Source organism: Stenotrophomonas sp. GD04054 (assembly GCF_029836955.1).
In the GTDB taxonomy this organism is placed as follows: domain Bacteria; phylum Pseudomonadota; class Gammaproteobacteria; order Xanthomonadales; family Xanthomonadaceae; genus Stenotrophomonas; species Stenotrophomonas maltophilia_A.
The window spans coordinates 25,790-38,549 of record NZ_JAOECR010000026.1 but is presented as its reverse complement, the minus strand read 5'-3'; the positions used below and the strand labels follow the sequence as shown (position 1 = coordinate 38,549).

15 protein-coding genes are annotated in these 12,760 nt (G+C 66.8%); 8 read left to right on the top strand and 7 right to left on the bottom strand.

Annotated elements, in window-relative coordinates:
- Positions 1-29: 29 nt before the first annotated feature.
- On the bottom strand, positions 30-2,018 hold the full coding sequence (locus N7573_RS13380) for an ATP-binding protein (protein WP_100437791.1): 1,989 nt from the start codon (positions 2,016-2,018) through the stop codon (positions 30-32).
- 244 nt (positions 2,019-2,262) lie between these two features.
- Here N7573_RS13380 and N7573_RS13375 point away from each other — a divergent pair, with 244 nt between their 5' ends.
- Entirely contained in the window at positions 2,263-2,826 is a 564-nt protein-coding gene (locus N7573_RS13375) for a DUF3016 domain-containing protein (protein WP_010484117.1), read from the top strand.
- A gap of 105 nt (positions 2,827-2,931) precedes the next feature.
- On the opposite strand, the gene alr is transcribed toward N7573_RS13375, so the two are convergent.
- Together alr and N7573_RS13365 are read right to left on the bottom strand one after the other, a co-directional pair.
- A complete protein-coding gene (gene alr / locus N7573_RS13370; protein WP_279913635.1) occupies positions 2,932-4,002 on the bottom strand; it encodes an alanine racemase in 1,071 nt (356 codons plus the stop codon).
- Positions 3,981-5,285 (bottom strand): D-amino acid dehydrogenase, encoded by a 1,305-nt coding sequence (locus N7573_RS13365; protein WP_032128742.1) that lies wholly within the window; start codon positions 5,283-5,285, stop codon positions 3,981-3,983. Before N7573_RS13365 ends, alr begins: the two co-directional genes overlap by 22 nt.
- Positions 5,286-5,433: 148 nt before the next feature.
- Between N7573_RS13365 and N7573_RS13360 the strand changes: the two genes are divergently transcribed.
- Positions 5,434-5,913: a winged helix-turn-helix transcriptional regulator gene (locus tag N7573_RS13360; protein ID WP_005407919.1), complete on the top strand. Its 480-nt coding sequence runs from the start codon at positions 5,434-5,436 to the stop codon at positions 5,911-5,913.
- A 56-nt stretch (positions 5,914-5,969) separates the two neighbouring features.
- Here N7573_RS13360 and N7573_RS13355 read toward each other — a convergent pair whose 3' ends face one another.
- Positions 5,970-6,155, bottom strand: a complete 186-nt coding sequence (locus N7573_RS13355) for a hypothetical protein (protein WP_049424811.1) — start codon at positions 6,153-6,155, stop codon at positions 5,970-5,972.
- Positions 6,156-6,299: 144 nt separating this feature from the next.
- Complete coding sequence (locus N7573_RS13350; protein ID WP_279913634.1) at positions 6,300-6,677, bottom strand: classical arabinogalactan protein 4; 378 nt, start codon at positions 6,675-6,677, stop codon at positions 6,300-6,302.
- A 140-nt stretch (positions 6,678-6,817) separates the two neighbouring features.
- Here N7573_RS13350 and msrB point away from each other — a divergent pair, with 140 nt between their 5' ends.
- The 5 genes from msrB to N7573_RS13325 all read left to right on the top strand — a co-directional run bounded on the left by msrB (position 6,818) and on the right by N7573_RS13325 (position 10,079).
- Positions 6,818-7,285, top strand: a complete 468-nt coding sequence (gene msrB / locus N7573_RS13345) for a peptide-methionine (R)-S-oxide reductase MsrB (RefSeq protein WP_005415117.1) — start codon at positions 6,818-6,820, stop codon at positions 7,283-7,285.
- 91 nt (positions 7,286-7,376) lie between these two features.
- Positions 7,377-8,231 (top strand): flagellar motor stator protein MotA, encoded by an 855-nt coding sequence (gene motA, locus N7573_RS13340; RefSeq protein ID WP_032128746.1) that lies wholly within the window; start codon positions 7,377-7,379, stop codon positions 8,229-8,231.
- 3 nt (positions 8,232-8,234) lie between these two features.
- Positions 8,235-9,173 (top strand): flagellar motor protein MotB, encoded by a 939-nt coding sequence (gene motB, locus N7573_RS13335; protein WP_279943186.1) that lies wholly within the window; start codon positions 8,235-8,237, stop codon positions 9,171-9,173.
- 128 nt (positions 9,174-9,301) lie between these two features.
- Complete coding sequence (locus tag N7573_RS13330) at positions 9,302-9,790, top strand: hypothetical protein (protein WP_279943185.1); 489 nt, start codon at positions 9,302-9,304, stop codon at positions 9,788-9,790.
- 13 nt (positions 9,791-9,803) lie between these two features.
- Positions 9,804-10,079, top strand: a complete 276-nt coding sequence (locus N7573_RS13325; RefSeq protein WP_032128749.1) for a DUF4031 domain-containing protein — start codon at positions 9,804-9,806, stop codon at positions 10,077-10,079.
- Positions 10,080-10,118: 39 nt separating this feature from the next.
- On the opposite strand, the gene N7573_RS13320 is transcribed toward N7573_RS13325, so the two are convergent.
- Positions 10,119-10,661 carry a hypothetical protein gene (locus N7573_RS13320; RefSeq protein WP_049398337.1) on the bottom strand — a complete coding sequence of 181 codons (543 nt, stop codon included), beginning with the start codon at positions 10,659-10,661 and terminating at the stop codon, positions 10,119-10,121.
- A gap of 90 nt (positions 10,662-10,751) precedes the next feature.
- On the opposite strand from N7573_RS13320, the gene N7573_RS13315 reads away from it, so the two are divergent.
- Entirely contained in the window at positions 10,752-11,000 is a 249-nt protein-coding gene (locus tag N7573_RS13315) for a DUF3297 family protein (protein WP_032128750.1), read from the top strand.
- Positions 11,001-11,090: 90 nt separating this feature from the next.
- Here N7573_RS13315 and N7573_RS13310 read toward each other — a convergent pair whose 3' ends face one another.
- The gene (locus N7573_RS13310) at positions 11,091-12,740 is read right to left on the bottom strand and encodes a Na+/H+ antiporter (RefSeq protein WP_032128751.1); all 1,650 of its coding nucleotides are present in this window, start codon (positions 12,738-12,740) and stop codon (positions 11,091-11,093) included.
- Positions 12,741-12,760: the final 20 nt, after the last annotated feature.

The window sequence follows — 12,760 nt, the reverse complement described above, 5'->3', positions numbered from 1 at the left end:
GTGCAGGGTCGCCGATCGGCCGTGAATGCTCAGTGCAGCGCGCTGTCCGCGCGTGGCACCTGCACTTTGCGTACCGCAGCCACCAGCTGCGCCACCGAGTACGGCTTGGCCACGTGTTCCTGGAAGCCCGACGCCAGCGCTCGGCGCCGGTCATCGGCACGTGCCAGCGCGGTCACGGCAACCGCCGGCAGGGTCATCGCATCCACGCCCATGTCCTCGCGCAGCGTGCGCACCAGGCCATAGCCATCCATGCCCGGCATGCCGATGTCGGTCAGCATCACGTGGTACTGCAGGTGCCCGGTATCGGCCAGCAGCGCCAGCGCTTCACCGGCCGAGCTGGCTGCCGACACGCTTGCGCCCTGCTCTTCCAGCATGCGCCGCAGGTACTCCAGCACTTCCGGCTGGTCTTCCACCGCCAGCACGTGCATGCCACGCAGCGGATACGGCTCGACGATCACCGGCTCCAGGATCGGTCCGCTGATCACTTCGCGCAGCGGCCGCCGTTCGGCATCGGGAATGTGCTGCGGCAGGCGCACGGTGAAGGTGGCGCCGTGGCCATGGCCCTCGCTGGCAGCGGTGACGGTACCGCCATGCAGTTCAACCAGCTGCTGCACGATAGCCAGGCCCAGGCCGAGGCCGCCATGGCGTCGGGTGGTGGTGCCATCGGCCTGGCGGAAGCGGCTGAACAGGTGATTGAGGAATTCGGGCGCGATGCCGTCGCCGGTGTCGCGCACGGTGATCACCCAGTGGTTGCCGTCGGCCTGCAGCTGCAGATCGATGCGGCCTTCAGCCGGGGTGAACTTGATCGCATTCGACAGCAGGTTCCACAACACCTGCTGCAGGCGGGTGGCATCGCCCAGCACCAGGCTGGGCTGCTCCGGCAGCTGCAGGCTCACGTCCAGCGCCTTGCCTTCGGCGACCAGCTCCTGCGCGCCGATGGCTTCGCCCAGCAGGTCGCGCAGGTCCAGTATCTCCACCTCCAGCTGCACCTTGCCCAGCAGCATGCTGCTGAGGTCGAGCATGTCCGAGATCAGCCGCTTCTGCGCACCGGCGCTGTTGGCGATCACGTTCAGGCCCTTGTACAGCGGGCTGGTGTTGTCCACGCGCTGCAGCAGCAGCTCGCTCCAACCGAGGATGGTGGTCAGTGGCGTACGCAGTTCATGCGACAGCGTGGCCAGGAACTCGTCCTTCAGCCGCGCCATGTTCTCCGCAGCACTGCGCGCGGCACGCTCGGACTGCAGCAGCTCCTCGCGGGCCAGTTCGATCTCGCGGCGTTCGGTCACGTCCGGGCTGCTGCCGGCCAGGCCGATGAAGCGGCCCATCCGCGAGAAGCGCGGACGCGCGTTCATCTCCAGCCAACGCCAGTCGCCATCGGCGCGTCGGGCCCGCACCAGCGCATGCATCGACCGCTGTGCCTTCAGCGCTTCCTGCAGTTCGTACTCGAACACCGACGCATCGTCCGGGTGCACCAGGCCACGCCAGACGTCTTCCGGCACGCGCGTCTCGTCGCCGCCGAAGAACTCACTGAAAGCGCTGTTGACGAAACGGGCATGGCCGCGCTCGTCGAGCACCCACACCGGCATCGGCAGACCGTCGGCCAGCGCACTGAAGCGGGCTTCGCTTTCGCCCAGCTCCACTTCCATCTGCTTGCGCGCGGTGATGTCGAAGAACAGGATGCCGACCTTGTCCTCGCCAGGACGGCCCACGCGCACCGCATCGACCGAGAACGAGCGGCCCAGTGCACGCGCTTCCATCTCGAACTGTGCCGGCCGGCCACTGCGGGCAACCTCCCCGTAGATACGGAACCAGTCCTCCTCGTGGCCCGGTTCCAGCGCCGTCATGCGCTGGCCACGCGCATCCTTCAGGCCGGTGTGGCGCTCGAACGCATCGTTGACCTCGATGAAACGGTAGTCCACGGCGCGATCACCCTCGAACAGCACCTGGATCACGCAGAAACCGGCGTTGATGCGCTCAAGCACGCCATGATGCAGGTCGGGTTCGGGCGCTGGCACCATCATCGGTGGGCGCTCCACAAGGGGCGGCAGTGTGGACAAGGGCGTCTGTGCAGGCCGGATTGGAGGCACAGCATCTTCCAAAGCGCGTATTCACAGCGTCAAGCGCCGTCAGTCATGGTTGACGACGATGAATTGGCGGCAACCACTCTTGCGCATGACGCAATCTGCCATTGCGGCGCCCCGGCCGCAGGATCACACTCGATCTGTGATCAACATCGTCCCCATCGCGGGGACGCAGGAAACCGTCATGAAACGCTCACTCGCGATTGCCCTGCTGGCAGGCGCCCTGGTGGCGGGCGGCGCCAACGCTGCACCGCGCACCGTGACCGATGCGGACGCGCCACGTGCGTTGCAGGCCGATGGCCCGGTCAGCGTGAAATGGGAGGACCCGGCCAAATTCACCGAGATCCGCCAGAGCACCAACCGCTTCGAGGCCGAGCGTGGCGACTGGGTACAGCAGCTGGCACGCTACCTGCAGACCACCGCGGCCAAACCGCTGCAGCCTGGGCAGACGCTCGATGTGACCCTGGTCGACATCAAGCGCGCCGGTGACTACGAGCCGTGGCACGGCCCGCGTGGCCGCGACATCCGGATCATGCGTGACATCTACCCGCCGCGGATCAGCCTGCAGTACACGTTGAAGGACGCCAGCGGCCGTATCGTCAGCGAGGGCGATGCGCGCCTCAGCGATACCGGCTACCTGCACAACCTGGGGCTGAAGAGCGACAGTGATCCGCTGCGCTACGAGAAGCGCCTGATCGATGACTGGGTGAAGCGGCAGCTGGCCAGCCAGGCCACCGCCGCGCGATGATCCCGGGCGACGCGACCCACCGGTAGGTGTCGACCTTGGTCGACACGCATTCACAGCGCCGACCAAGGTCGGCCGCTACCAGAGCCGTGCACGGCCAGTGCTCGGTCAGTCCTGATAGACCTTCGCCACGCGCTTGACCGCGCACGGCAGCTGATAGGCACTCACGCCGCAGCGCGGCGCCAGTTCCGAAAGCGTCGGCGCAGAACCCCACAGTTCCACCACGCTGCCGATGCCGGCCTGCGCGTGCGCGGTCAGGTCCACGGTCAGCATGTCCATCGACACGCGCCCGATCAGGGCACCGGGCTGACCATCGATCAGCACCGGGGTGCCATTCGGGGCGAACTGCGGATAACCGTCGGCATAGCCGAGCGCGACCACGCCCACGCGGGTGCGTGCCTTGGCCACGAAGCGCGCGCCATAGCCCACCGGCTCACCGGCCTCGATCCAGCGTTCGGCGATCACCTTCGACTGCATCGTCATCACCGGGCGCAGGCGCTCGGTCAGTACGGTGTTGTCAGGCAGCGGATTGGCGCCGTACAGCATCAGGCCCGGGCGCACCCAGTCGCTGCGTACATCCGGCCAGCCCAGCAGCGCCGGCGAGTTGCACACACTGGTCTCGCCATCGAGGCCGTCGATGGCCCGCGCGAACGTCGCCGCCTGCTCGTGGGTGCGTTCGCTATCCAGCTCGTCGGCACGCGCCAGGTGGGTCATCAGCAAGATCCGTTCGACCTGCGGCAGCGCCGACAGGCGTGCATGCGCGGCGCGGAAGCTGTCCACGTCCAGGCCGAGGCGATGCATGCCGCTGTCCAGCTTCAGCCACACCGTCAACGGACGCGGACTGTCGAAGGCAGCGACGGCTTCCAGTTGCCACGGCGAACCGACGGCGAACCAGAAATCATGCTCGGCCACCAGCGCCATGTCGCTGGGCTCGAAGATGCCTTCCAGCAGCAGGATCGGCGCACGGATGCCGGCCTGGCGCAGTTCCAGCGCCTCTTCGATGGTGGCCACGCCGAAACCATCGGCCTCGCCTTCCAGTGCCTGCGCACAGCGCACTGCGCCGTGGCCATAGGCATCGGCCTTGATGATCGCCAGGGCCTTGCCACCGCCCAGTTCACGGGCGAGCCGGTAGTTGCTGCGCAGGGCGCCCAGATCGATCAGCGCGCGGGCAGGACGCATGTGCGGTTCTCTTGTTGCGGCGCGTGACCGTACTGGCCGTAGCGGAAAATATCCAGGCCTTCGGTGCTGATCTGCGGCTGGCGCGCGCTCATCAGGTCGGCCAGGTAGCGGCCCGAGCCGCAGGCCATGGTCCAGCCCAGCGTGCCGTGCCCAGTGTTGAGGTACAGGTTGCGGAACGGCGTGGCGCCGATCACCGGCGTACCGTCCGGCGTGGCCGGGCGCAGGCCGGTCCAGAACTGCGCGCGCGACAGGTCACCGCCCTTCGGGTAGAGATCGCTGACCACCAGCTCCAGGGTTTCGCGACGGCGCTGCGACAGCGACAGGTCGAAGCCGGCCACTTCGGCCATGCCACCGACGCGGATGCGGTCGTCAAAACGGGTGACCGCCACCTTGTAGCTCTCATCGAGGATGGTCGAGGTCGGCGCCATCGCCGGGTCAGTGATCGGCAAGGTCAGCGAGTAACCCTTCAGCGGATACACCGGCAGGCGCATGCCCAGCGATGCGACCAGCGCCGGCGAATAGCTGCCGAGTGCGACCACGAAGCGGTCGGCGGTTTCCAGCTTGCCATCGATGCGTACGCCGGTGATGCGATCGCCATCGAACTCCAGGCCGGTGATGTCCTGGTCGAAACGGAACTCGACACCGGCATCCACGCACATCTGCGCCAGGCGGCGGGTGAACAGCTGGCAGTCGCCGGTCTGGTCACGCGGCAGGCGCAGCGCGCCGACCAGGCCATCGACATGGGCCAGGGCCGGTTCGGCCTGGATGATGCCGGCGCGGTCCAGTACCTCGTACGGCACGCCGTACTGGGCCAGGATCTCGATGTCCTGCGCCGAGGCATCAAGCTGCTGCTGGGTGCGGAACAGCTGGGTGGTGCCCAGGTCGCGGCCTTCGAACTCGATGCCGATCTGCGCGCGCAGCTCGTTCAGGCAGTCGCGGCTGTACTCGGACATGCGCACCATGCGCGCCTTGTTGATCGCGTAGCGCTCGTGGGTGCAGTTGCGCAGCATCTGCCACAGCCAGCGGTACTGGGCCAGGTCCATGCCCGGCTTGATCGCCAGCGGCGCATGCTTCTCGAACAGCCAACCGATGGCCTTCTTCGGCACGCCCGGGGCGGCCCATGGCGAGGTGTAGCCGAACGACAGCTGGCCGGCATTGGCGAAGCTGGTTTCCAGCGCCGGGCCGGGTTGGCGGTCGATGACCGTGACTTCAAACCCGGCCTGTCGCAGGTACCAGGCACTGGTGGTGCCGATCACGCCGCTGCCGAGAACTAGGACTCGCATGGGACTTCTCCAACCCGATCATTCCCTGCACTGGAGCGTGCCGGGACCATAATTGGGGAAGTATAGACAGCCATTCCCAGTTGATTTGCCTGATTTGCAATCAACCGGCAGGATGTTCTCCTGCAATTCTCCCCCAAGGTTGACGGCCATGGCCACCCGTACCCGCGAACTGGACAAGATCGACCGCAAGATCCTGCGCATCCTGCAGGCCGAGGGCCGTATCTCCTTCACCGAACTGGGCGAGCGGGTCGGCCTGTCGACCACCCCATGCACCGAGCGCGTGCGCCGGCTCGAGCGCGAAGGGGTGATCACCGGCTACCACGCCCACCTCGATCCGGCGGCGGTGAAAGCCAGCCTGCTGGTGTTCGTGGAGATCAGCCTGGCCTACAAGTCCGGCGACATCTTCGAGGAGTTCCGGCGCGCGGCCCTGAAGCTGCCCAACGTGCTGGAGTGCCATCTGGTCTCGGGCGACTTCGATTACCTGCTGAAGGCGCGGATCAGCGAAATGGCCTCCTACCGCAAGCTGCTCGGCAGCACCTTGCTGACACTGCCGCATGTACGAGAGTCGAAGAGCTACATCGTGATGGAAGAAGTGAAGGAAACGCTGAGCCTGCCGATTCCGGATTGAGTCCGGAACGGTAGTGGGGCCAGATCCCGTGCAGCGGGCTCTGACCCCCGGGTCCGTCAGCGCTGCTGCGGATGCTTCTGCGAGCGCTGTTCCTGCTGCTTGCCACCCTTGTGCGGCTGCTGCGGGTCCATCTGTTGCTGTTGCTGCTGTTGCTGTTGCTGCGGGTTGCGGCCCTGCGGTTCCTTGCCGGGATGACGGTTCTGCTGGTTTTTCATGATCGCGATCCAGTGGACGAAGGACATGCGGCGGCGCAATGCCGGCGCACGGTCACGTTGGTCCCGGAACGGTTAATCGCAGGCGAAAAAGCAGTGATCTGCCGCGGGTTGTTTTCGTGCGTTCAGGCCGGACAGCGTGCGGTAGCCGCCAACCTCGTTTGGCACCCGAGATCAGCGCTTGATCTGCTGGCCATCGCCGGCCGGCACGCTGTCGTAATAGCGGCCGGTACGCGAATCGAACACGCGGTTCGGACCGGCCGGGCGTACCCCGGGGACGATGCGGCCATTGCGGTCGTACACCTTGTCGGCCGGCTTCAGCGCCGGGGTGGGCGCGATCTGGGCGGGACCGGTGGACCTGATCGGCTGCGCCGGCTGCGGCGACGGCAGGACCTGCGGCTGCGGGCGAGCGGCCTGCGGCGGCGGCATCACCGGCTGCGGTGCCACGGTGGTGGCACTGCGGGTGGCGGTCGGGCTCGACGACGTCGGTACCTGGGCCTGCGCGACCAGGGGCAACAGGGCCATCAACAGCAGGGAAAGGGTCGGTTTCATGTCACGCTCCGGCGTGGATCACATGTACCTTGCGCCTGCACCTGTGTGCCGGCCATGAACGGCCATAACACTTGCAAGCGCGCGCCGGCACCCCCACGTTTTCCGCCATCCCCAGGCCATCAACCCCACGGAGCGCCGCCATGACTGCCTTCGACCTGACGCCCCCCACCGCCACCCAGACCGAGGCGCTGATCGCCGGCCTCAGCAGTGAAGAGCGCCGCGTGCTGCTGCAGCACGGTACCGAGGCGCCGTTCTGCGGCGTGTTCCTCGACAACAAGCGCGAGGGCGTCTACTGCTGCCGGCTGTGCGCGCTGCCGCTGTTCCGCTCCAGCACCAAGTTCGATTCCGGCACCGGTTGGCCGAGCTTCTTCGCCCCGTTCGACCCGGCACACGTGCGCGAAATCCGCGATACCAGCCACGGCATGGTCCGCACCGAGATCACCTGTGCGCGCTGTGGCAGCCATCTGGGCCACGTATTCCCGGACGGCCCGCCGCCCACCTACGAGCGCCACTGCCTGAACTCCGTCTCACTTTCGTTCACCGGCAATGGCGAGCCCTGGCCCGACCCGTTGCAGCGTGGCGGCGCCGAAAGCGGCGTGGCGGGCTGAAACACCCCGCTGACCGATTTCACAGAATTCCCTCTTCAGAAATCCGGGCGACGGGCCGACAAGGAGATATCCCCTCTCCTTGCGTCGCCCCATGCTCATCATCGTTGGATTCCTGGTCGTCATCGTCAGCGTGATCGGGGGCTATCTCGGTGCCCACGGCCGCCTGGGTGCCCTCTGGCAGCCCTACGAGCTGGTCATCATCGGTGGCGCCGCGCTCGGCGCCTTCCTGGTCGGCACCCCGGCCAAGACGGTCAAGCAGACCCTGCAGGCCATGGTCGGCGTGTTCAAGGGCCCGCGCTACAAGCAGCAGGACTACATCGATGTCCTCAGCCTGCTCTATGAACTGCTCAACAAGGCCCGCCGCGAAGGCTTCATGGCGCTGGAAGACCACGTCGAGCGCCCGGCCGAAAGCGCGCTGTTCGGCAACTACCCCAAGGTGCAGGCCGACCACCACCTGATCGACTTCATCACCGACTGCCTGCGCCTGATGATCGGCAGCAACATCGAGCCACACGAGCTGGAGCCGCTGCTGGAACTGGAGCTGGAAAAGCACCACGCCGAGGCCATGGCGCCGTCGCAGGTGCTGACCAAGGTCGCCGACGGACTGCCCGGTTTCGGCATCGTCGCGGCGGTGCTCGGCATCGTCATCACCATGGGTTCGATCGGCGGGGATATCGTCGAGGTCGGCGGCCATGTGGCCGGCGCGCTGGTCGGCACCTTCCTGGGCATCCTGCTGGGCTACGGTTTCGTCGGCCCGATGGCGGCCGCGATGGAAGCGCGCGCCGAGCAGGACAGCCGCATCTACGAATCGGTGAAGACCGCGCTGCTGGCCTGCCTGCGTGGCTACAACCCGAAGATCGCGCTGGAATTCGCCCGCAAGACGCTGCCGTCGAACGTGCGCCCGGCCTTCTCCGATTTCGAGCAGCACCTGAAGACGGTCAAGTAAGCCATGGCCGAGACCAAGCCCACCGTCATCGTCCGTCGGGTCAAGAAGGCCGGCCACGCCGCCCATCATGGCGGTTCGTGGAAGGTGGCCTATGCCGACTTCGTGACCGCGATGATGGCCTTCTTCCTGGTGCTGTGGCTGATGGCCACCACCAACAAGAACGACCGTGCGGCCATTTCCGAGTACTTCCGCAACCCCAGCCCGCTGAGCGGGCAGAACACCACGCCGGCGCCCGGCATGGCCGGTCCGGGTGGCGCCAGCACCTCGATGATCAAGCTGGGTGGTGCCACCGACATCTCGCGGGGCAGCAGCAACGATCCCTTCCAGAACCAGAAGGAAGCCGTGCCGCAGCCGGTGGACCAGCAGCAGCGCGACAAGCAGCAGCTGGAAGCGCTGATGAAGGAACTGCAGGAAGCGATCAGCAAGAGCCAGGCACTGGAGCCGTTCAAGGACCAGCTGCTGCTGGACCTGACCCCGGAAGGCCTGCGCATCCAGATCGTGGACAAGCAGAACCGGCCGATGTTCGACCTCGGCAGCGCCACGCTGAAGCCGTACACGCAGCAGATCCTGCACGAGCTGGCCAATTACCTGAACCACGTGCCGAACCGGATCAGCCTGACCGGCCACACCGACATCACCGCCTATTCGGTCGCGCGCGGCTACGGCAACTGGGAACTGAGCGCCGATCGTGCCAACGCCGCACGCCGCGCACTGGTGGACGGCGGCCTGGAGGACAGCAAGATCACCCGCGTGGTCGGCCTGTCGTCGTCGGTGCTGTTCGACAAGGCCGACCCGCAGAATCCGATCAACCGCCGCATCAGCATCGTGGTGATGACCCAGGCCGCCGAAGCAGCCGCCCTGGCCGGTGCCGGCCCGCAGGTGGGGCTGTCGGCCCCCGCCGCCGATCCGGATGTGCAGGCCGCGCAGGGGCCGGCAAAGTAAATGGTAGGTGCGGACCTTGGTCCGCACATCCGGGAAAAGCGTGCGGACCAAGGTCCGCACCCACCAGGGGCATGACCCGGCGCACCCGCTACAATGGCGGTCTTTCCGTTTCCAGGTGACTCCACCCCATGTCCCAGAACTCCAAGGCCAAGCGCGACAAGCGCAAGAAGCAGCAGGCCAAGCGCCCGTTCCTCCGCCTGAACGCCCAGCAGCAGGTGCAGAACCATGCCGTGCTGACCAACGAAGACGGCCAGGTGGTCGCGGCCATCGGCCTGCAGGGCCGTGAGTGGCTGCTGGCCATCGGCGGCCAGACCATGGGCAACGCCGAGAACCCGGTGCCGATGCTGGCCATGCTCAAGCACCTGGCCAACGTGCAGGAGAAGGAAGGCCGCGAGGTCAACCTGGAGTACTCCGAACTGCTGCAGAAGCTGCTGGACACCCTGGCCGCCGAATCCGAGCAGACCGCCGACGAGTACCTGGACAAGCTGGTCGCCGAGTTCGAAGGCGTCGACGCTGCTGAGGGCGAGGAAGGCGAAGCCGCCGAGGGCGACGTGGCCGAAGAAGCCGCTGCCGAGGCCGCTCCGGCCGCTGACAGCGACAGCAAGCCGCAGGCCTGAACCGGCCGCGGCGGTGACGGTCTACGTCGATGACGCGGTGCATCCCTGGCGCGGACAGCGCTGGGCGCACCTGATGGCCGACACCCTGGCCGAGCTGCACGCGATGGCGGCGCAGCTCGGCATTCCCCCGCGGGCCTTCCAGAACAAGGCCAGCGGCGCCCACTACGACGTCACCGCCGAGCTGCGTACGCAGGCGATCGCGCTCGGCGCGCAGGCGATCTCAAGGCACACCGACCGCGAGCAGGTCAAAGCGGTGATCGCCAACGCCAGGGCGCAGTACCGGCCGTAGATGGGAGCGCCGGGCATGGCCCGGCGCTACCGATCAATCTCAGAACGGGTCGCTGCCCAGCCGGATTTCCACGTTCAGCAGCGAGCACAGCGCCAGCATCGCGTCGTCGTCGCGGGTCAGCGCCATCACGCCGGTGAAGCCGTCGCTGCCGGCATCCACGCTCCACAGCGTGTAATTGTGCTCGCGCAGGCGGTCGAAGGCGGTGGACATCAGCTGCACGCCGTCCAGGTCTTCGGCGAAGTCCTCGTCGTCCAGGTCACCGCCCCAGTCCAGCTGCAGGTTGAAGCGCGCCGACAGCTCGTTCACCGCCGACTGCAGCGATTCCAGGTCATCTCGTTCCACCTCGAAACCGGACTGCCAGGCAATGGCCGTGAACAGCGCCGGCAGCCAGTCGCTGTCCGCTTCCAGCGGCTGCCCGTCCTCGGACAGGTGCTCGCGCCAGCGGTTGAACTGCTGCAGGGCCAGTTCCTCGTCACCCGGGTTGATCAGCACCAGCAGGTTCCAGACCCGCGCCTCGAAGCCGTCTTCGTCGAAGTCGTGGATGTCTTCCTCGAAGTCGAAATAGTCGCTGTTGTCGGGCATGGCGGAACTTCCTCTGGGGCAGGCCGGCATTCTACGGTTTATCCTGTGCCGCTGAAGCCGGCCTTGGTGGCCGTCACTGTGAATGAAGCGATGAGCGATACCCCTCCCGACCACCTGGCGATCAACCCGGCCAGCCCCTTCCATGATGCGCAGGCGCTGGAGCGCGGCGTTGGCGTGCGTTTCAACGACGTCGAGCGCGACAACGTCGAGGAATACTCGGTCAGCGAAGGCTGGATCCGCGTGCAGGCCGGCAAGGCCCGCGACCGCCGCGGCAACCCGATGACCATCAAGGTCAAGGGCAAGGTCGAGGCGTATTTCCTGGACCAGAAGCCGGAATAAGCCGCGCCGTGGGATCGGTAGAGTCGAGCTTGCTCGACTGCTTTGCGAAAGAGCAGTCGAGCAAGCTCGACTCTACGTTTCGGGGCAGGGTCACTCGCGCTTGCGCGATTCCAGCAGGTCCAGGTTGCGGATCAGGCGCCGCGAGATCTCATCGGAGATCACCCCGCGCCGGGTCAGCCGGAACAGCTCCTCGCGCTCGGCATTGAGGCCGGCGCTGCGCAGCTGGCGGTAGCCCAGTTCCATGCGCCGCACCTTCTCCGGGTCCACGTCGGGCCCGTCGCTGTCCTTCTCCAGGTGGCGCTGGTACAGCAGGCTGACCCGCGAGGCGGCATCGTTGTACAGCTGCACGTTCTCGGTGTTCTGGTTCATCACCATCTGCTGGCGCATGCGCTCGACCCCAGCCAGCGCCGCCTTCGACGACAGCCGGCGCGCCAGATCCTCTTCCTTGCGCTCACCCGAATCGGACGGCAGCTGCAGGCCTTTCAACAGCCGCGGCAGTGCGATGCTGGCGCCCAGCAGCGAGAACAGGATCACCGACGCGGCCAGGAAGATCACCAGGTCACGCGCCGGGAATGCACTGCCGTCGGGAAGGAAAAGCGGCAGGGTCAACACGCCGGCCAGGGTAATCGCACCGCGCACGCCGGCCACCGAGGTCGCCACCACGATGCGCCAGTTCGGCGCCTCGCCCCGCTCCAGGCCGCGACGACGCGCGCGCAGCAGGTTCCAGCGCAGCGACAGCCACACCCACAGCAGGCGCAGCACGACCAGTGCCAGATTGATCACCACCACATACACCAGCAGCCACCACGCACTCTGGTGGCCGGTCTCGTTCATGGTGGTGGTGGCGCGTTCGACGATGCCCGGCAGCTGCTCGCCCAGCAGCACGAACATGATGCCGTTGAAGCTGAACTGCAGCATGTTCCAGACCCCGGCACGCTGCACGCGCATGCTGCCGGAGACACGGCCGGTCAGCTCGACATAGCTCATCGCGATACCGGCAGCGACCGCGGCGAGGATGCCCGAGGCATGGATCTCTTCGGCCAGCAGGTAGGCTGCGAACGGAATGAGCAGGTTGACCAGCATCGCCGCGCCCGGCTCTTCGCCGAAGCGGCGCCACAGCCAGCGCTGGAAGGTGGACACACCCAGCGTCACTGCCACGCCCACAGCGAGGCCGGCCACCGCCACCCACACGAAGGTCAGCGAGGCCGTGGCCAGCGAGAAGGTGCCGGTCATCACTGCCGCCACCGCGAAGCGGAAGCAGACCAGGCCCGAGGCATCGTTCAGCAGCGACTCGCCCTCAAGGATGTGCATCAGGCGCTTGGGAATCGGCGCCTTGGAGGCGATCGCCCCGACCGCCACCGGGTCGGTCGGCGACACGATGGCCGCCAGCGCGAAGCACACCGCCAGCGGCATCACTGGAATCAGCCAGTGGATGAGGAAGCCGGCGCCGATGACGGTGAACACCACCAGGCCGAACGCCAGCTCGAGGATCGCGCCCTTGTCGCGGAACAGGCCCTGTTTGGGAATACGCCAGCCATCCAGGAACAGCAGCGGCGGCAGGAACAGCAGGAAGAACACCTCCGGCTCCAGCGCGTGGCCGCGGTTGAACACGCCGGCGATGACCGCACCCAGGCCGATCTGCACCAGCGGCAGCGGCAACGAGAACGGCAGGACACGAACCAGGTAGCCGCTGGCGACAACGGCCACCAGCATCGCCAGGACGACTTCAATGGTATGCATGCTTCTTCCAGGAAGCGGCG